The organism is Streptomyces sp. TLI_171, from assembly GCF_003610255.1.
Lineage (GTDB): Bacteria > Actinomycetota > Actinomycetes > Streptomycetales > Streptomycetaceae > Kitasatospora.
In genome coordinates, this window is sequence record NZ_RAPS01000001.1 from 2,688,367 (window position 1) to 2,706,909 (window position 18,543).

The following is an 18,543-nucleotide window of genomic DNA, read 5'->3' on the forward strand; positions in this document are numbered from 1 at the left end:
GGCATGGAGCAGAGCCACCCGGCTGCGCGGCCGGCGGACCGGGGCCACGATCAGGGGCGGGGCAGGGGCAGGTTCTCGGGACGGGCGCTCCCGGGGTGGTCGAGTGGTCGTCGGGGGTCTGGGGTGCCGTTGTGGTGCCGGGTCAGGTCCGGCCGCAGCGGCGGCCGGCGCCCTCGCGGCGGCTGAGCCAGGTGCGGGCGTTGCCGCCCGGGCCGTCGGCGTCGACGCCGGGGCGGGACGACGCCGCCGCGGAGCGCGCGGGTGCGGTCGAGGTGGTGGAGGCCGGGGTGGGGCGCGGGCCGATCGGTCCGGCGGGCGCGCCGATGGGGGTGCTGATCGGCGGGTCGCCCGGGTTGGCGGAGAGCACCGGCCAGGGTGGGCGGGGGTCGGACCGCCGGGTGTCGGTGCGACTGCTCCGCTTCGGTTCGGGCACCTGTCAGGTGGTGCTGCCGGAGTGGCGGCCGGCCATCGCGGTGTCGGTCCCGACCGAGCAGTTGCAGCGTTCGACCGGGTTGAGCCCGGAGGAGTTGCGTTCCGCGCAGCTGTCGGTGGTGATCAATCCGGAAGCGGTGCACGACCGGGAGCTCGGGTTGCGCGACTGGCGGGCCGAGGTACCAGCGGCTCGGGGGCGTCGGAGGGGTCGGCGCCAGGTCCGCTGAGTCGGTTCGACCGCGCCGCACGGGCGGGCGGGTCGGGTTCCGGTTCGCTGTTTGCTGTTTGCTGTTTGCTGTCAGATCCGGCCTCCCGGGCTGGAGTTGGGCACGTAGCCGAGGTGGACCGGGTCGATGGCTGCCGGTCCCGCGGCGCGGAGCTCTGCGAGCAGCGTGGACAGGTTGGGCGGCCAGACCGGATCGGCGTCCGGCGCGGCCAGGTCGGCGGGTGTCCACCAGCGCCAGCCGAGGATTCCGTCGGCGCGGTGCATCGCCGCCACGTCGCCCGGCTCCCGTCGCCGGCCGTGGGTCAGGAAGATGTGCTCGTGCTGGCGGACCGGCGTGCCGTGCCAGGTGAAGTCGTGCTCCCAGGTGCAGATGAGTGCGCCCGGCCGGAGGTCGGTCCAGCCGGTCTCTTCGTGCAGCTCGCGGAGTGCTCCTTCGATCGGGGACTCTCCCGGCTCCAGGCCGCCGCCCGGCGCCGTCCAGTGCACGCCGACCTCGGAGTTGTCCGACCGGAGCAGGAAGGCGTCGCCCTCCGGCGAGAGCACCACCGTGCGCGCCGCTCGACGGGGTTGCCGTTCGGTTCGGGGTTTCTGACGTCCTGTGATCCATCGCACGCGATCACCCTGACAGAGCCCGCGAAGGGGTGTCGATCGGGTTTTCGGGCGGAACGACGGGGCGGCCCAAGGGAATCCCGGGGTCTCCACCGATCGGTGGATCTAATCTGAGCCGCATGATCGATCCGGCTGTCATCCTTCCGTCCGACCCGCTGTTCGCCCGCCGGGTGGACCCGCACTTCGCCTGGGAGGCCGGGCTGATCCGGGCGGCGGGCGGCAGCCACGTCCTGCTCGACCACGACGCCCTGCTGGCGGGGGACGTCGAGACCGCCGTCGGACGTGTCCCGCCGGGATCGGGCCCGCTCTGGTACCGGGGGTGGATGATCCCGGTCGCTCGGTACGCGGCGCTCGCCGAAACGCTGGCCGACCGCGGCTGCTCGCTGCGCACCGGGCCGGTCGAGTACGCGACCGCGCACGAACTGCCCGGCTGGTACCGGACCTTCGAGCCGCTCACCCCGGCCAGTACCTGGCTGCCCGGCACCGAGTGGGACCGCGCCGCGCTGGCCGCGGCCGCCGAGCAGCTCGGCGGGCGGGGCGCCGCCGTGGTGAAGGACTACGTCAAGTCCCGCAAGCACGAGTGGGCGGAAGCCTGCTACGTGCCCGACCTGGCGGACCTCGACGCGTTGGAGCGGGTGGTCAGCCGCTTCGCCGAGTTGCAGGGCGACTTCCTGGCGGGCGGCTTGGTGCTGCGCCGCTTCGAGCCGTTCGTGCGGGCCGCGGACGGTCGGACGGAGGAGGCGCGGGTCTGGTGGCTCGACGGCGAGCCGGTGCTGGTCGGCCCGCACCCGGACTGCCCGGCGAGCCGGGTGAGCCCCGAGCTGTCCGCCGTCCGCCCGCTGGTCCGGCAGTTGGGGTGCCGGTTCGTCACCACCGATCTGGCCCGCCGGGCCGGGGGCGATCGGCTGAGCAGCGCGGACGGAGAGTGGCGGGTGGTGGAGGTCGGGGACGGTCAGGTCAGCGAGCTGCCGTCCGGGGTGGACGTCGAGCCGCTGTTCCGGGCGCTGCTGGACGCGTAGTCCGGGCGGACGGACCGGGGCGCCGGTCGGGGGCCCGATCGCCCGGGCCGGGAGGACCGGCGCCGGGCGGGAATGCGGACCGCCGTGGCCGCGGGCCGCGGCACGGCGGCGAGGGCCCGCACGGCGGCCAGCACCGCGCCCGTCCCCGGGTAGCCGGCGACGGCCGTGACGGCCCGTCCGCTCAGCCGAGCACCGGCGCCGGGTGGCCCTCCGCCACGAAGGCGCTCCACAGCTTGGCGTACGCGCCGTCCCGGTCGAGCAGTTCGGCGTGGGTGCCGTCCTCCACGATGCGGCCGTGGTCGAGGACGATGATCCGGTCGGCCCGTTCGGCGGTGGTGAGCCGGTGGGCGATGACCAGGGTGGTGCGGCCGCCGCTGAGCCGGTCGGCTGCGTGGTTGACGGCTGCTTCGGTGGCGAGGTCGAGTGCGGCGGTGGCCTCGTCGAGCAGCAGGATGTCGGGGTCGACCAGTTCGGCGCGGGCCAGGGCGATGAGCTGGCGCTGGCCGGCGGAGAGGTTCCGGCCGCGGGGCGCGACCTGGTGGCGGTAGCCGCCGCTCAGGCCGGTGATCATCTCGTGGGCGCCGACCGCCTTGGCGGCGGCCTCCACCTCGGCGTCGCTCGCGTCGGGACGGCCGTAGGCGATGGCGTCCCGGACCGTCCCCGCGAAGAGGTACGCCTCCTGCGGGACGACGCCCAGCCGGTGCCGGTACCCGTCCAGGTCGTAGGCGGTGAGGTCGGTGCCGTCCACCGTGAGGGTGCCGCCGGTGGCGTCGTAGAACCGGGCGACCAGCTTGACCAGCGTCGACTTGCCGGCGCCGGTCTCGCCGACCAGCGCGACCGTCTGGCCGGCCGGGATGTGCAGGTCGACGCCGGAGAGCACCTCGGGGTTGCCCGCCCCGCCGCCGTTGTACGCGAAGCTGACGTTCTCGAAGTCGATCTCGCCGCGCAGCGTGCCGACCGGGACGGGGTGTTCGGCCCGGGGCGTGCTGGTGGGGGTGCGCATCAGTTCGCGGATCCGGTCGAGGCTGACGGCGGCCTGCTGGTAGCCGTCGAAGATCTGCGAGAGCTGGTTGACCGGGGCGAAGAACAGGTCGATGTAGAGCAGGTAGGCGACCAGCGCACCGATGGTGAGGGTGCCGTCGTCGACCCGGGTGGCGCCGGCGATCAGCACCAGGGCGGAGGCGACGCTGGAGAGGAACTGCACGAACGGGAAGTACAGCGAGATGTACAGCTGCGCCCTGACCCGGGCGTGCCGGTAGGCCAGGCCCCGCTCGACGAAGCGCTCGGTGTTCGCGTCCTGCCGGCGGAAGGCCTGGACGATCCGCATGCCCGCGACGTTCTCCTGCAGGTCCGCGTTGACCGTGCTGATCAGGTCCCGGGAGACCTGGTACTGCTGGGCGGACTTCTTGCGGAACACCAGGGTGGCGATGATCAGCGGCGGCAGCACCGCGAAGACCACCAGGGCGAGGCCGGCGTCGATCACGATGAGCGCGACGAAGATGCCGACGAAGGTGAACAGGCTGACCACGGCGGTGACCACGCCGGTCTGCAGGAACGAGGAGATCGAGTCCACGTCCGTGGTCATCCGGGTCATGATCCGGCCGGTCAGCTCGCGCTCGTAGTAGTCGAGGCCGAGGCGGTTCAGGTGCGCGAAGATCTTCAGCCGCAGGGTGTAGAGAACGCGCTCGCCGGTGCGCCCCGAGACCCGGCTCTCGGTGGCCTGCACCAGCCAGTCGAGCAGGACGACGACCAGGGCCAGCAGCGCGGCGACGGCGACACCGCCGATGGCGGCCTTGCTGACGCCGTCGTCGATGCCGTGCCGGATCAGGACCGGCAGGGTCAGGCCGGCGGCGGTGTCCAGCGCGACCAGCAGCAGCGCGAGGGCCAGCGGGCGGCGGAACGGGGCGAGCAGCCGGGCCAGGTTGAACTTGGGGTCGGCCGCTTCGGCCTGCTCCACCGGGATCTCGGGGGTGTCCGTCGCGGGCGGCAGGGCGGCGACCTTGGCGAGCAGTTCGGAGTCGGCGCCCGACTTCGCGGCGGCCGGGGCGGCGGCTGCGGTCTCGGCGGACTCCGCGGTCTCGTCCGGCGCTGCCGCGCTGCGTGCGGCGGGGGCGGCCAACGCGTCCGGGTCGGTGATCAGGGACCGGTAGCGCGGACATCGGGCCGTGAGCTCCTCGTGGGTGCCCAGGTCGATCAGGCGGCCGGCCTCCAGCACCGCGATGCGGTCCGCGAGTTGCAGGGTGGAACGGCGGTGGGCGATCAGCAGCGTGGTGCGGCCGGCCATCACGCTGGCCAGCGCGTCGTGGATCTCCGCCTCGATCTGCGGGTCGACCGCGGAGGTCGCGTCGTCGAGCAGCAGGATGCGCGGGTCGGTGAGGACGGCGCGGGCGAGCGCGATGCGCTGGCGCTGGCCGCCGGAGAGGGTGAGGCCCTGCTCGCCGACCTTGGTGTCGTAGCCCTCGGGGAGCTCCCGGATGAAGCCATCGGCCTGGGCGATCCGCGCGGCCGCCTGGATCTGCTCCTCGGTGGCCTCGGGGTGGCCGTACGCGATGTTGGTGCGGACGCTCTCCGAGAACAGGAAGCTCTCCTCGGGCACGATGCCGATGGTGGCGCGGATCGAGTCGAGCGTGACCCCGCGGACGTCCTGCCCGAACAGCCGGATCGAGCCGGCGGTGGGGTCGTAGAACCGGGGCACCAGTTGGGCCACCGTCGACTTGCCGGAGCCCGACGCGCCGACCAGTGCGAGGGTCTCCCCCGCTGCCAGCCGCAGGCTGAGGCCCTCCAGCACCGGAACGCCGTCGGGGACGCTGCCGGGCTCGGGGTGCTCCTCCGCGCGGTAGTGGAAGTCGACCCGGTCGAGCTCCAGTGCGGCGGTGCCGGGCGGCGCCGCGTCCGGGTCGAGCGGACGGGCGTCCGGGGCCTGGTCGACCAGCGGGCGCTGGTCGATGAGCTGCATGACCCGTTCCACACCGGCGCGGGCCTGCTGCCCGACGGTGATCACCATGGCGAGCATCCGCACCGGGCCGGTCATCTGCGCCAGGTACGTGGAGAACGCGACGAAGGTGCCGAGCGTGACGTCGCCGCGGACGGCCAGCCAACCGCCGACGGCCAGCACCGCGACCTGCCCGAGCGCGGGGACGGCCTGCATCGCCGGGGTGTAGCGGGCGTTCAGCTTGATCGACCGCAGCCGGGCGGCGAACAGCCCGCGCGAGACGCGCTCCAGCTTGCCGCGCTCCTGGGCCTCCTGGCCGAAGCCCTTGACCACCCGGACCCCGCCGATCGCTGCGTCGACCACGCCCGCGACCTCGGCGGCCTGCTGCTGGGCGGCCCAGGTGGCGGGGAACAGGCGCTTGCGGCTGCGGCCGGCCAGCCACCACAGCGCCGGCGCCATCACCAGGGCGATCAGCGTCAGCGGCAGGGACAGCCAGAGCATGACCACCAGCGACATGCCGAACATGAGGGCGTAGCCCGTCATCATCGGCAGCATCGACAGCAGGCCGTTGATCAACTGCAGGTCGGAGGTGGCCCGGCCGACCACCTGCCCGGTGTCCAGCCGGTCCTGCCGGTGCCCGTCGAGCCTGGTCAGCGAGCGGAACAGGTCGGCCCGCAGGTCGTGCTGGACGTCCAGCGCGAGCTGGCCGCCGAAGTAGCGCCTGACCTGGGTGCAGAGGAACACCGCTGCGGCCGCGACCAGCAGCAGCACCGCCCACGGGGTGAGCGGACGGCTGTGCGCGGTGATCACGTCATCGATGATCAGCTTGGTGATGAGCGGAACGACCGCGGTGATCGCCATGCCGACGAGCGACGCGCCGAAGGACAGCAGCAGGTTGCGGCGGTAACGCCAGCAGTAGCCGCCGAGCCGGCGGAGCCAGCTCTGCTCTGGGAAACCATGAGTCTCGCGCATATTTAGTGATGCTAACCATTCGGCCGGTTGAGCGTCCATCGGATTCGAGGGGCGCATGGGAAGCTGAACGACCTCGGGCCGAGCTTCCTTCCCGTCTACAGGGTGCCCAGGTCACGCGGTCGTGCGCCTCGGGCAGTCGGCTGCATCCGGATCGGCCGATCGTCCTAGGCGGGGGTGCAGCCGGCTCCACCCCCGCAGGTCACTTCGGCCCCGCGACCTCCGCCGCGGCGGCGACGAACGCCCCCTGGGCCAGGGCGCGCAGCAGTCCCGCCATGCTGTCGCGGGCCAGGCCGGCCCGGTCGGCGCGCTCGGCGGCCCGGTCGGGGCGATCCGCGGCCGGGTCGGCCTGGGCGACCTGGGGTGCGGCGCTGTGCGGGGTGGAGTTGAGCAGGCCGAAGACGGCGTGGACGGCGGCGCGGGCGACCGGCTCGGCGTCGGCGACGGCCAGCGGCGGGAACGCCTCGCGCACCACGCCGACCCAGAGTTCGACGTAGCCGCGCTGCAGCCGGCGCACCCGGCGGCGGTCCTCCTCCTTGAGGTGGAGCAGCTCGCGGTCGTGCAGGATGATCAGGTCCCGGTCGTCGAGCGCGAAGTCGATGTGGCCGTCGATCAGGGAGTCCAGCGCGGCCCGCGGGCCCGCGGCCTCGCCGAGGCGGCGGCGGCCCTCGTCCATCAGCCGCTCGCTGATGCCGACCAGGAGGTCGGCGAGCATCGCGTCCTTGCCGGCGAAGTGGCGGTACAGACCGGGGCCGCTGATGCCGACCGCCCTGCCGATCTCGTCGACGCCCACCCCCAGGAAACCGCGGGCGGCGAACAGCCGCGCGGCCTCCTTCCGGATCTGGTCACGGCGTGGGAGCGCGGGGGCGGCGGGACGGTTGGGCATGCTGCCCATCGTAGACAGTCGGGTTATCGCTGGTTAACCTGACCAAGGAGTTAACGCTCATTAACACGGGCTGGCCGGCTCGCCCTTCGGCCTGCCCCGATCCGAATCCGAGGGCAAGGGAGCTCTTGGGATGGTCCTCTCTTCGGCACAGACCTCGTCGTGGTCTCCTGCCTCCGCGCAGCACCCCGTACCGCCCTCCCCGCTGTTCACCGCCGCCGACGCCCCGGCGCCGCGGCTGGAGAGCGCGGTCGACCCGGCCTCGCCGACCGGGCTCGCCAACGCCCAGGCCCACCGGGAGCTGGTCGCCGAACTGCGCGGCAAGCTCGCGGCCGCGGCGCTCGGCGGCGGCGAGAAGGCGCGCGCCAAGCACACCGCCCGCGGCAAACTGCTGCCCCGGGACCGGGTGGACACCCTGCTGGACCCCGGCTCGCCGTTCCTGGAGCTGGCCCCGCTCGCCGCCGACGGCCTGTACGACGGGGCCGCCCCCGCCGCCGGCGTGATCGCCGGGATCGGCCGGGTCGCCGGGCGCGAGGTCCTGGTGGTGGCGAACGACGCCACCGTCAAGGGCGGCACCTACTACCCGATGACGGTGAAGAAGCACCTCCGCGCGCAGGAGGTGGCCCTGGAGAACCGGCTGCCCTGCATCTACCTGGTGGACTCGGGCGGCGCGTTCCTGCCCATGCAGGACGAGGTGTTCCCGGACCGCGACCACTTCGGCCGGATCTTCTACAACCAGGCACGCCTGTCAGCCGCCGGGATCCCGCAGATCGCGGCGGTGCTCGGCTCCTGCACCGCCGGCGGCGCGTACGTTCCGGCGATGAGCGACGAGGCGGTGATCGTCCGCAACCAGGGCACCATCTTCCTGGGCGGCCCGCCGCTGGTGAAGGCCGCCACCGGCGAGGTGGTGACCGCCGAGGAGCTCGGCGGCGGCGACCTGCACTCCCGCACCTCGGGCGTGACCGACCACTTGGCGGAGGACGACGCCCACGCGCTGTCCATCGTCCGCACCATCGTGGCCGGGCTCGGCCCGCGGGCGGCGCGGCCGTGGCCGCTCGCCCCGGTGGAGCCTCCGGCGGTGGACCCGGCCGGGCTGTACGGCGTCGTCCCGGTGGACCCGCGCACCCCCTACGACGTGCGGGAGGTGATCGCCCGGCTGGTGGACGGCAGCCGGTTCGCGGAGTTCAAGGCCGAGTACGGCACCACCCTGGTGACCGGCTTCGCCCGCATCCACGGGCACCCGGTCGGGATCGTCGCCAACAACGGCGTCCTGTTCGCCGAGTCCGCGCTCAAGGGCGCGCACTTCATCGAACTGTGCGACCAGCGGGGCATCCCCCTCCTCTTCCTGCAGAACATCACCGGCTTCATGGTCGGCCGCCAGTACGAGGCCGGGGGCATCGCCAAGCACGGCGCCAAGATGGTGACCGCCGTGGCCTGCACCCGGGTGCCCAAGCTGACGGTGGTGATCGGCGGCTCGTACGGCGCCGGCAACTACTCGATGTGCGGGCGGGCCTACTCGCCCCGCTTTCTGTGGATGTGGCCGAACGCGAAGATCTCCGTGATGGGCGGGGAGCAGGCGGCATCGGTGCTGGCCACCGTCCGCCGCGACCAGTTCGAGGCCCAGGGGCAGGACTGGTCGGCCGAGGCGGAGGACGAGTTCAAGCGCCCGGTCCGCGAGCAGTACGAGCGGCAGGGCAACGCCTACTACGCCACCGCCCGGCTCTGGGACGACGGCGTGATCGACCCCCTGCAGACCCGCACCGCACTGGGCCTGGCGCTCACCGCCTGTGCCAACGCCCCGCTCCCCGACCCGCGCCCGTTCGGCGTGTTCCGCATGTGACGACCCGCCGGACACCGGCCGCCGTCGGCAGCGACCGCCGCGGTCACCGTTCCTGAAGCATCGTCAACTCGCTCACCGTTCCCCTCGTGACGGAGGCACACCTCCATGTTCGACACCGTGCTCGTCGCCAATCGCGGCGAGATCGCGCTGCGGGTCATCCGCACCCTTCGGCGGCTGGGCGTGCGTTCGGTCGCCGTGCACAGCGACGCGGACGCCGATGCCCCGCACGTCCTGGCCGCCGACCTGGCCGTCCGGTTGGGCCCCGCCGACCGGAGCGACAGCTCGGCCGCCGAGACCTACCTGCGCGCCGACCTGATCCTGGACGCGGCCCGCCGGACCGGCGCGCAGGCCGTCCACCCCGGCTACGGGTTCCTCGCCGAGAACTCCGCGTTCGCCGAGGCCTGCACGCAGGCCGGGCTGGTCTTCATCGGCCCGCCGCCGGCTGCGGTGGAGCTGATGGGCGACAAGATCAACGCCAAGGAGGCCGTCCGGGCCGCCGGGGTGCCGGTCGTTCCCGGCAGCGAGGACGGCTCCCCCAGCGACGAGCAGCTGATCGAGGCGGCGACCCGGATCGGCTACCCGGTGCTACTCAAGCCCTCGGCCGGCGGCGGCGGCAAGGGCATGCGGCTGGTCCGCAACCCGGCCGAGCTGCCCGCCGAGCTCGCCGCCGCCCGCCGGGTGGCCCGCACCGCGTTCGGCGACGACACCCTGCTGCTGGAGCGCTGGGTCGACCAACCGCGCCACATCGAGGTGCAGGTCCTGGCCGACACCCACGGCCGGACCGTCCACCTCGGCGAGCGCGAGTGCAGTCTGCAGCGCCGCCATCAGAAGCTCATCGAAGAGGCTCCTTCCGTCCTGTTGAACCCTCGGACCCGAGCCGCCATGGGCGCGGCCGCCGTGCGCGCCGCCGAGGCCTGCGGCTACACCGGCGCGGGAACGGTCGAGTTCATCGTCCCCGGCGGGGAGCCCGCGGGGCGCGACGCGGACGACGTCCTCGACTTCTTCTTCATGGAGATGAACACCCGGCTCCAGGTGGAGCACCCCGTCACCGAACTGGCCGTCTCGGTGGACGGCCCCGAAGGCCAGCGGCGGCTCGACCTGGTCGAGTGGCAGCTGCGCGTCGCCGCGGGCGAGGCGTTGACGTTCACACAGTCGGACATCTCCTTCCTGGGCCACGCGATCGAGGCCCGGATCTGCGCCGAGGACCCGGAACGGGACTTCCTGCCCACCGGCGGCGAGGTACTGCTGCTGGACGAGCCCTCCGGGGAGGGCATCCGGGTGGACTCCGGAATCGCACCCGGCGACCGGGTCGGCAGCCTGTACGACCCGATGCTCGCCAAGGTGATCGCGTACGGGCCCGACCGCCCGACCGCGATCCGTCGGCTGCGGGCCGCGCTCGCCGAGACCCGCATCCTGGGCGTCACCACCAACACCGGCTACCTGCGCCGGCTGCTGGCGCAGCCCGAGGTGACGGCAGGTCGGCTCGACACCGGACTGGTGGAGCGCAGCGCCCAGCAGGACCCCTCCTTGCTGAGCTCCCCGTACACCCGCACCGAATCGATCGACCTGCTCCACTTCGCCGCCGCACTGCTGCGGCAGCTCGAACTCGGCCGGGCCGACGCCTCCGACGGCTGGACCGATCCGTTCTCCCTCCCTTCCGGCTGGCGACTGGGCGGCGCGGCCGCCTGGACCACGCACCGGCTCCGGATGGCCGGCCGCGAGCCGGTCACCGTTCGCTGCCGAATGATTACCAATGGTGAAATCGAGAGCGCTATCGGTTTTTCCGCCGCCGCCACCCCCGAATGGGAGGTGCGACTGGACGACGGTCCGGTCCGGCGGGCTCGCGCGACCCGCGAGGGAGACCTGCTGCGCCTTGCGGTTGACGGCCTGCAGGCCGCTTTCACGGTCGCCGCGGAGCGCACCCCGGACGGCGTGACGCACTGGCTCGGCGTCGACGGGGACGCCTGGGCCGTTCACCCGTTCGATGCAGTCGCTGCCCGCGCCGCGGCCGGTACCGCCCACCACGGCACGCTCACCGCGCCGATGCCGGGCACCGTCACGGTGGTCAAGGTCGAACTCGGCGAGCAGGTCCGCCGCGGGCAGGCGCTGCTGGTCCTGGAGGCCATGAAGATGGAGCACGTCATCGCCGCCCCGCACGACGGCACCGTGGACGAACTGCGGGTCGCCGCCGGCGCGACCGTCGCCATGGACGAGCCCCTGGTGGCGGTCACCCCCGAAGCCGAAGAGCCCGCGGCCCCGGAGGCGACCCGATGAGCCCCGCCGGCGAGACCGCCGCCGCGCGGACCGGCTCCGAGCAGGCCGCCGCCGGGCCGACGGTGCTGGACCTCGGTCTGCCGCAGCCGGTGCGCGACCCCGAGCTGCCCGCCCGGGTCCGGATCCACGAGGTCGGCGCCCGCGACGGACTGCAGAACGAGAGCGCCCTGGTGCCCGTCGAGGTCAAGGCGGAGTTCATCCAGCGGCTCGCCGCCGCCGGGCTGCGCACGGTCGAGGCGACCAGCTTCGTCCACCCCAAGTGGGTGCCGCAGCTCGCCGACGCCGAGCAGCTGATGCCCCGTCTGGTCGGCCTGGCCGAGCGGTACCCGGGCCTGCGGCTGCCCGTGCTGGTGCCCAACGAGCGGGGCATGGACCGGGCGCTCGCGCACCACGCCGGCGAGGTCGCGGTGTTCGCCAGCGCCACCGAGACCTTCGCCCGACGCAACCTCAACCGCTCGGCGGACGAGGCGATGGCGATGTTCCGCCCGGTGGTCGAGCGGGCCGCGGACGCCGGGGTCCCGGTGCGCGGCTACCTCTCGATGTGCTTCGGCGACCCCTGGGAGGGCCGGGTCCCGGTCGAACAGGTGGTCCGCCACGGCCTGACGCTGCTGGAGATGGGGTGCGCCGAGCTGAGCCTGGGCGACACCATCGGCGTCGCCACCCCCGGCCACGTCAAGGCGCTGCTCGACGAGTTCACTCGTTCCGGCGTCCCGATCGAACGGCTCGCGGTGCACTTCCACGACACCTACGGCCAGGCGCTCGCCAACACCCTGGCCGCGCTGCGCGCCGGGGTGACCGTGGTGGACGCCTCGGCCGGCGGCCTCGGCGGCTGCCCGTACGCCAAGAGCGCGACCGGCAACCTCGCCACCGAGGACCTGGTCTGGATGCTGCACGGCCTGGGCATCGAGACCGGCGTCGACCTCGCCGCGCTCGCCCGAACCAGCGGCTGGATGGCCCGTCACCTCGGTCGCCCCAGCCCGTCGAGGACCGTTCGCGCCCTGCTCGGGCCGACGTCCTGACCCTCCGAATCCCCCAATCCCACCAGGCCCACCAGGCCGCGATCCCGGGAGGATCAGCCGTGCTCGACCACCGCCTGAGCAGTGAGTACGAGGAACTCCGCCGCACCGTCGAGGAGTTCGCCAACGACGTGGTTGCGCCGAAGATCGGCGAATACTACGAGCAGAACGAATTCCCGTACGACATCGTCCGGGAAATGGGGCGGATGGGCCTGTTCGGGCTGCCGTTCCCCGAGGAGTACGGCGGCATGGGCGGCGACTACTTCGCGCTCTGCCTCGCCCTGGAGGAGCTGGCCCGGGTCGACTCCTCGGTGGCGATCACCCTGGAGGCCGCCGTTTCGCTCGGGTCGATGCCGATCTACCGGTTCGGCACCGAGGAGCAGAAGCGGGAGTGGCTGCCGAAGCTCACGTCCGGCGAGATGCTCGGCGCCTTCGGCCTGACCGAGCCCGAGGGCGGCACGGACGCCGGGGCGACCCGGACCACCGCGCGCTACGACGAGGCCACCGACGAGTGGGTGATCAACGGCAGCAAGTGCTTCATCACCAACTCGGGCACCGAGATCACCGGGCTGGTGACCGTCACCGCATTGACCGAACCGCTCACACATTCGAGTGATGGCGCCTCAAATCACTCGCCCACCAGGGAAATCTCCTCCATCATCGTTCCCACTGGGACTCCCGGGTTCCAGGTTTCGAAGAAGTACTCGAAGGTCGGGTGGAACGCCTCCGACACCCGCGAGCTGTCCTTCACCGACTGCCGAGTTCCCGCGGCCAACCTGGTCGGACCCCGAGGCCGCGGCTACGCCCAGTTCCTGCGCATCCTCGACGAGGGCCGCATCGCCATCGCGGCCCTGGCCACCGGCCTGGCCCAGGGGTGCGTCGACCAGTCGCTCTCGTACGCCGCCACCCGCCGAGCCTTCGGTCGGCCGATCGGCGCCAATCAGGTCATCCAGTTCAAGCTCGCCGACATGGAGATGCGCGCACACACCTCCCGCCTGGCCTGGCGGGACGCCGCCTCCCGGCTGCTGCACTCCGAGCCCTTCAAGAAGGAGGCAGCCATTGCCAAGCTGTACGCCTCCGAGGCTGCGGTCGACAGCGCACGCGAAGCGACCCAGATCCACGGCGGCTACGGCTTCATGAACGAGTACCCCGTCGCCCGGTTCTGGCGTGACTGCAAGATCCTGGAGATCGGCGAGGGCACCTCGGAGGTCCAGCGGATGCTCATCGCGCGAGAGCTCGGCATGACCTCCTGAGCCGTCCGCCGCGCAGCCCGAACCCCCGACCCACCGCACACCGCACACCGCACACCGCCCGCAGCCCGCAGCCCGCAGCCCGGACACGTCAGCCTGCCGTCAGGGGATGACGATGACCGGGCGGTTGGCGCGGCGGGCCAGGCGGCCGGAGACCGACCCGAAGATCTTGCCGAGCAGGCCGTGGGTGCTGCCGACCACGATGGCGTCTGCCGCGTACTCGCGGCCGACCTCCTCGATCTCGTGGCAGATGTCGCCTCCGCGTTCCACCAGGATCCAGGGGACGCCCGACAGGAAGTCGGCGCACGCGAGTTCGAGGCCGAGGATCTCGGTCCGCTGGTCGGGCAGGTCCACGAAGACCGGCGGCTCGCAGCCGGCCCAGACGGTGGCGGGAAGCCGGTTGGCGACGTGGACGATCACCAGGCCGCACTGGGAGCGGCGGGCCATGCCCACGGCGTAGGCGAGGGCGCGCTCGCTGGAGAGTGAGCCGTCGAAGCCGACCACCACGCCGTGCTGGAACCGGGGGTCGCAGGCCCGCGAGCCGTGCTCCTGGAGCTGTGGTTCGCCTTCGCCGTCGCGGCGGCCGACGGTCGGACGGGAACGGTCGGTCATCGCGTCCTCCGCAGTACCGGGTCGGGGGCCGACGGCCGGGTCCGCCGCCGTCCCTGGGGTGTCACGCTTCGGTTCACGCCGTCGGCCGGGGTCACGACGGCGGCCCGCACGTCCGAACACGTCGAGGGACTCGGCAGCGGTCCTCTCGTCGCGAGGGCTGCCGTGGGCAGATCCGGATGGCTCTTGACCGGCCATGGCTCAAAACTCTTCAACTGGGACGGGCCTACGCAGGGGGACACGGCGGTGAACCGCCCGGTCCCGGTGACAGGGACGACCGGGGTGGCGAACCGCTCCGGAACGACGACCACCGATGGCGACCTGTGCCTTTCAGAGTACGGCTCGGGACGGGCACCGCCCAGCAGCGGAGCCCTCGTACGACCAGGTTCCCGCTTGCGGAGGAGACACACGCCGGAGTGTGCGCCCCTCGCGCGACGGGTTCCAAGGAGCTTGACCGACGACACGCAGTGTGCGCAACAGGGTGTCCACACACCGTGACCCGACTGTCATCGCCCCTGTCCGCAGGCGGTGCACGGCAGTTGTGGCGCCGGGGCGGCCGGCGACCGCCGCTGTCCGCATTCGGATCATGGTCCGGCTTGGGGGCGTACCAACCGGATTCGGCCAATTCGCGGAAAATCCCCAAGCCTTTGGCAATTGCCACGTGCATACGGGGTGCCCGCTGGCAGCATGCTCGGCATGCCGCTGCTCCTGCTCGACCTCGACAACACCTTGCTGCCCAGGGATGCCGCGTTCCGGGCGTGGGCGGAGGACTTCCTCGCCGAGAACCACCTGCCCGCCGGCGACCTCGACTGGCTGGTGATGCTCGACGGCAGCGGGTACGTGCCGCGCAGCACCGTACTGGGTGCAGCAAAGCGCCGCTACGGCATCGACCGCTCGGTCGAGACGATGCTGAAGCACTACCGGCTCGGCATCAACTCGCATATCCAATGCCCTGATTCGCATGTCGAAGCGCTGCGGGAGGCCCGTGCGGCGGGCTGGACGATCGGCATCGTCAGCAACGGCGGGACGCTCGCCCAACTGGAGAAGATCCGGCTCACCGGGCTCGCTCCGCTGGTGGACGGCTGGGTCATCTCGGAGGAGGCCCGCTGCCTGAAGCCCGACCCGCTGATCTTCGAGATCGCGGCCCGGCGGTGCGGGTACCGGTCCTCCGGGGACTGGACCGCGCAGACCTGGATGGTGGGCGACTACGGTCCGGCCGACATCGCGGGCGCGGCCGCCACCGGGCTGCGCAGTGCCTGGCTGCACCACGGGCGGCCGTGGGCCGAACGCGCCTACCGTCCGACGATCAGCGCCCCGACCCTCCCGGAGGCGGTGCAGCTGATCGTCGCGGCGGCCGAACGCTCCACCGCCGGCCGGGGGTTCGCCGCCGCGTCCGGCCTCCCCCACTCCGCCCCCCGCCCGCGCCCGTCCCGCGGCCACCTCGCCGTTCCGGCCTCCCGGCTGGCGCCGCCGCCCACGAAGCTCGGCCGGAGCGCGCCGGCCGCCACGGTCACCGCAGCGACAGCTGCAACAACGGCAACAGCAACGTCGAATGCAGCGGGCGGACCGACCGTGCCGTCGAACGCCCCGGGCATGCCCGTCGCACCGCTGTTGCCGCGCGGCAAGCCCGTTCCGCTCACCCAGATCGACCGCGCGGCGCCCGCCGGGCCCGCCACCGCCCAGGCCCGCTGGGGCGACCCCGCGACGGCTGCCGGCTGACCCTCCGTCAGGCCTTCCGGGCCGCGTCCGCCGGCTCCGCCCCGAGCACCCGCAGCAGGTCGAGGCGTCCGGCGCTCTCGCTGCCCGCCGGGGCGCTGTGCACCAGGAGGAGCTGGCTCTCGCCGGCGGCGGCGAGGACCTCGCAGTCGAGGTCCAGGCGGCCGACGGCGGGGTGCAGCACGGTCTTGCGTCCGCTGCGGCGGACCGCGACCTCGTGGCGGTCCCAGAGCTCGTTGAACTCCGGACTGCCGGAGCGGAGTCGGCCCAGCAACTCGGTGATCCGGGGATCGTCGGGGCGGGCGGCCCGGGCGGCACGCAGGTTGGCGACGTGGGCGCGGGCGAGGTCCGGGTGCGCGTCCTCGGGGAAACGGCGGCGGACCTCGGGGGCGGTGAACCAGCGCAGGGTGATGTTGCGGGCAGCGGGCGGCAGGTCGGACAGATCGCCGAAGACCGCAGCGGCCATCGGGTTCTGGACCAGCACGTCGCCGAGGTCGGAGATCACCTGCGCGGGCACGTCGTGCAGCCGGTCGAGGATCAGCAGCAGTCCGGGGCGGACGTGGTCGAGCGGGCTGTGACGGCGGGGCGGCCGGTGCCCGGCGAGGTGGAAGAGGTGGTCGCGCTCGTCCTCGGTCAGCCGCAGGGTGCGGGCCAGGGCGGCGAGCAGGTGCGGGGACGGCTGCGGGCCGCGGCGCTGTTCGAGGCGCGCGTAGTAGTCGACGGACAGGCCGGCCAGGTGGGCGACCTCCTCGCGGCGCAGCCCGGGGGTGCGGCGGCGGGTGCCGGGGGCGAGGCCCAGGTCGGCGGGGCCCAGCCGGGCGCGGGAGCGGGTGAGGAAGTCGGCGAGTGCGGGTCGGTCGATCACGCTGCCCAGGATGGCCCGGCCGGCGCGGTCCGAGCCAGGGATCGCCGGTCCCCGGCTCGGGAGGTCTCTGCCACCGCGTGATCCTCGCCCCCAGAGTGGTGCGGGGGCCGGACGTTCCGGCCCACCGGGTCGGCCGCAGGTCCGGCCCGGGGCCCGAACCCACCCGCGCCGGGACCGCGTTCAACCGACCGGACCCGGCGGACCCGGCGGACCCGAGCACCGGGACCGCCGGTGCAACGGGTCAGCCGGGCAACCGGCTGGGGCGCGGACGGGCGAGTCCGTGGAGGAGACAGTCATGGCACGTTTTCTGATGACCGGGGCGACCGGGCAGGTCGGCCGTCGGCTGGTCCCCCGGCTGGCGGGGTGGGCCGGTCCGGGGTCGGTGCGGGTGCTGGTGCGGGACGCGGAACGCGCTTCCCGGCTAGAGGAGTTCGGGGTCGAGGCGGTGGTCGGCGACCTCCGCGAGGAGTCCGGCCGGAGGCGGGCGCTGGACGGCATCGAGGTGGTGGTGAACGCGGCCGCCGCGCTGCGCGGGGTGCCGGACGAGGCCGCGTGGGCCGTCAACCGGGACGCGGCGGTGGCGCTGGGCCGGGAGGCGGCCGCCGCAGGGGTGTCCAGGTTCGTGCAGGTGAGCACCAGCCTGGTGTACGGCCGGGGGCTCGGGCGGCCCGCCGTGGAAGGCGACGTGCTGGCGCCGGACCCGGCGTGGGGGGTGTACCCGGCGTCCAAGGCGCAGGCCGAGGCGGGCCTGCGCGCGCTGGCCGAGCGGCCGCAGCACGCCCTGCCGCTGGTGGTGGTGCGGCTGGCGTTCGTCTACGGCGAGGGTGACCCGCACCTGGCCCAGTCGCTGAACTGGGCTGCGCACTGGCCTGCCGATCAGCGGCTGGCAGTGGTGCACCACGCGGACGTCGCGCAGGGCCTGTGGCGGGCTGCGACGGCTCCGGGACTCGAAGGTCGCACCTTCAACCTCGCGGACGACGCCCCGCTCACCGCCTGGGACCTGTACCTGCTCAACGGCCGGGTGCACCCGGCCGGGTCGCCGCACCCGGACGAACACGAGGAGGAGGGCGGGCAGCAGCCGAGCCGTCCCGACAGGGGGTTCGATCCCTGGGAGGGGCAGGTGTCCACCACCGCGGCCCGGCGGGAGCTGGGCTGGCGCCCGCTGTACCCGTCCGCCTGGACGGCGGCCGACGCCGGCGCGCTCTGAGCGGACGGGCGGGCGCCGGAGACCCGTGCCGGCCCGCCCCGAAGAACGCCTCCGGCCCGGACCCGCGCCGTACGCAACAAGGCCTCCCGGGGTACCGACGGGATTAGGACGAATGTGCGGCGCACCTGCGGAGCTGGCGGGTCGGCGGGGGCAGCGGCAGCCGGGCGGGCCGGGCGGTGGAGCCGGGGCGGGTGGGACAGGAGTGAAGTGGACAGGACAGAGTGACGGAGTGTGAGGTGAGGGGCATTCAGGAGTGGCCGGTTCGGGTTGCGCCGGGGGGCTGACGGGGCGCGGGGATCATGGCTCAGGTGTGCGCTGTGGCGCGTGAAGGCCGGTTTCGCGCCCCCGATTCGAACCGTCCATTTTCGGCCAACTTGCGCTCCGGACCCGCCGTTCGGGCAAAGCCGCAGCACACAGTGGGCGGTGGGTGCACCGCCGGTCGGGGAATCGACGACGGGTCGCGCGACAACCAGCCACCGTTGTCCGCGCCCCCTTCACAGCGGGGTCGACGGGTGCCACGCTTCGTGATCGAATGCTTCACGCCAAATTGCCATGTCGACATAGCGTCGGATGGTGAACTTGTCACAACGGCAACGGTCCACCAAGTAGATTCGATCTTGGCTCGCAGGAGCGGCAGCCGAGACCACCACACCACCGAGGGGGCTGGAGCGCCTTGAGCAGGGTGAGCAGGAGCGA

General features: G+C 73.2%; 14 protein-coding genes. 7 read left to right on the forward strand and 7 right to left on the reverse strand.

Features of this window, described 5'->3' with window-relative positions; translation table 11 throughout:
* Positions 1–142: 142 nt before the first annotated feature.
* The 3 genes from BX266_RS12180 to BX266_RS12185 all read right to left on the reverse strand — a co-directional run bounded on the left by BX266_RS12180 (position 143) and on the right by BX266_RS12185 (position 1,270).
* Positions 143–433, reverse strand: coding sequence for a hypothetical protein (locus tag BX266_RS12180; protein ID WP_120314368.1), 291 nt, complete (start codon positions 431–433; stop codon positions 143–145).
* A 3-nt stretch (positions 434–436) separates the two neighbouring features.
* A complete protein-coding gene (locus BX266_RS39910; RefSeq protein WP_259464662.1) occupies positions 437–559 on the reverse strand; it encodes a hypothetical protein in 123 nt (40 codons plus the stop codon).
* A 171-nt stretch (positions 560–730) separates the two neighbouring features.
* A complete protein-coding gene (locus BX266_RS12185; RefSeq protein ID WP_099899289.1) occupies positions 731–1,270 on the reverse strand; it encodes an NUDIX hydrolase in 540 nt (179 codons plus the stop codon).
* 116 nt (positions 1,271–1,386) lie between these two features.
* Here BX266_RS12185 and BX266_RS12190 point away from each other — a divergent pair, with 116 nt between their 5' ends.
* Positions 1,387–2,286 carry an ATP-grasp domain-containing protein gene (locus BX266_RS12190; RefSeq protein ID WP_099899291.1) on the forward strand — a complete coding sequence of 300 codons (900 nt, stop codon included), beginning with the start codon at positions 1,387–1,389 and terminating at the stop codon, positions 2,284–2,286.
* A 181-nt stretch (positions 2,287–2,467) separates the two neighbouring features.
* On the opposite strand, the gene BX266_RS12195 is transcribed toward BX266_RS12190, so the two are convergent.
* Both BX266_RS12195 and BX266_RS12200 read right to left on the reverse strand, forming a co-directional pair.
* Positions 2,468–6,190, reverse strand: a complete 3,723-nt coding sequence (locus tag BX266_RS12195; protein WP_099899293.1) for an ABC transporter ATP-binding protein — start codon at positions 6,188–6,190, stop codon at positions 2,468–2,470.
* Between the two features lie 199 nt (positions 6,191–6,389).
* The gene (locus BX266_RS12200; protein ID WP_099907738.1) at positions 6,390–7,073 is read right to left on the reverse strand and encodes a TetR/AcrR family transcriptional regulator; all 684 of its coding nucleotides are present in this window, start codon (positions 7,071–7,073) and stop codon (positions 6,390–6,392) included.
* A gap of 130 nt (positions 7,074–7,203) precedes the next feature.
* On the opposite strand from BX266_RS12200, the gene BX266_RS12205 reads away from it, so the two are divergent.
* From BX266_RS12205 to BX266_RS12220, 4 genes are all read left to right on the forward strand, one after another.
* On the forward strand, positions 7,204–8,910 hold the full coding sequence (locus BX266_RS12205) for a carboxyl transferase domain-containing protein (RefSeq protein WP_259464663.1): 1,707 nt from the start codon (positions 7,204–7,206) through the stop codon (positions 8,908–8,910).
* Positions 8,911–9,015: 105 nt separating this feature from the next.
* Positions 9,016–11,184: a biotin carboxylase N-terminal domain-containing protein gene (locus BX266_RS12210; protein WP_099899295.1), complete on the forward strand. Its 2,169-nt coding sequence runs from the start codon at positions 9,016–9,018 to the stop codon at positions 11,182–11,184.
* Positions 11,181–12,203: a hydroxymethylglutaryl-CoA lyase gene (locus tag BX266_RS12215; RefSeq protein ID WP_259464664.1), complete on the forward strand. Its 1,023-nt coding sequence runs from the start codon at positions 11,181–11,183 to the stop codon at positions 12,201–12,203. The genes BX266_RS12210 and BX266_RS12215 overlap by 4 nt, the downstream gene beginning before the upstream one ends.
* A gap of 59 nt (positions 12,204–12,262) precedes the next feature.
* The gene (locus tag BX266_RS12220) at positions 12,263–13,453 is read left to right on the forward strand and encodes an acyl-CoA dehydrogenase family protein (protein ID WP_099899297.1); all 1,191 of its coding nucleotides are present in this window, start codon (positions 12,263–12,265) and stop codon (positions 13,451–13,453) included.
* 99 nt (positions 13,454–13,552) lie between these two features.
* Here the strand turns inward: BX266_RS12220 and BX266_RS12225 are convergent, their stop codons facing one another.
* Positions 13,553–14,062, reverse strand: coding sequence for a universal stress protein (locus tag BX266_RS12225; protein ID WP_099899299.1), 510 nt, complete (start codon positions 14,060–14,062; stop codon positions 13,553–13,555).
* 693 nt (positions 14,063–14,755) lie between these two features.
* Between BX266_RS12225 and BX266_RS38545 the strand changes: the two genes are divergently transcribed.
* Entirely contained in the window at positions 14,756–15,778 is a 1,023-nt protein-coding gene (locus BX266_RS38545) for an HAD family hydrolase (RefSeq protein ID WP_180290466.1), read from the forward strand.
* Between the two features lie 7 nt (positions 15,779–15,785).
* Here BX266_RS38545 and BX266_RS12235 read toward each other — a convergent pair whose 3' ends face one another.
* The gene (locus tag BX266_RS12235) at positions 15,786–16,637 is read right to left on the reverse strand and encodes a helix-turn-helix transcriptional regulator (RefSeq protein WP_099907743.1); all 852 of its coding nucleotides are present in this window, start codon (positions 16,635–16,637) and stop codon (positions 15,786–15,788) included.
* A 298-nt stretch (positions 16,638–16,935) separates the two neighbouring features.
* On the opposite strand from BX266_RS12235, the gene BX266_RS12240 reads away from it, so the two are divergent.
* Positions 16,936–17,847 (forward strand): NAD(P)-dependent oxidoreductase, encoded by a 912-nt coding sequence (locus BX266_RS12240; RefSeq protein WP_099899301.1) that lies wholly within the window; start codon positions 16,936–16,938, stop codon positions 17,845–17,847.
* Positions 17,848–18,543: the final 696 nt, after the last annotated feature.